General features: G+C 50.5%; 1 protein-coding gene. It reads right to left on the bottom strand.

Annotated features, from left to right (window positions below; translation table 11 throughout):
• Positions 1–307: hypothetical protein (locus tag CWC18_RS21195; protein WP_171041195.1), on the bottom strand; the 307-nt coding region annotated here is incomplete at both ends.

Below are 307 nucleotides of genomic sequence, written 5' to 3'. Positions count from 1 at the left end.
CCCAAATAATCAGGGCTAGTTCCCAGGCCTGTTTGAAGTCTTCTACATTGACCTTGAGCGGGTCAAAGCCCAGGGCTTCCACCAGCTCCTTGTACTCTCCTTCGCGGTAGGTTTGATCTGCTTTTTCAAGCCATTCAAAGACCGAGCCTTCATAAGGGGTATTCCAGTGAGCCTTTACTTGCCTGATAAGTTTCAGACCACCTGAAGCAACTTCGACAACGTCCTTAACCCAGGTCAAAAAAGAGATGCCCGCATCTGCAAGCCCTTTACCAAAGCTTCCCGCATGGGCTATTTTCTGCTCGGCCGG

The sequence above is a fragment of the Pseudoalteromonas aurantia genome (assembly GCF_005886875.1).
GTDB classification, from domain to species: Bacteria; Pseudomonadota; Gammaproteobacteria; order Enterobacterales; family Alteromonadaceae; genus Pseudoalteromonas; species Pseudoalteromonas aurantia_A.
The sequence above is the reverse complement of the archived record's forward strand: the minus strand, read 5'-3'. Positions and strand labels throughout refer to the sequence as shown.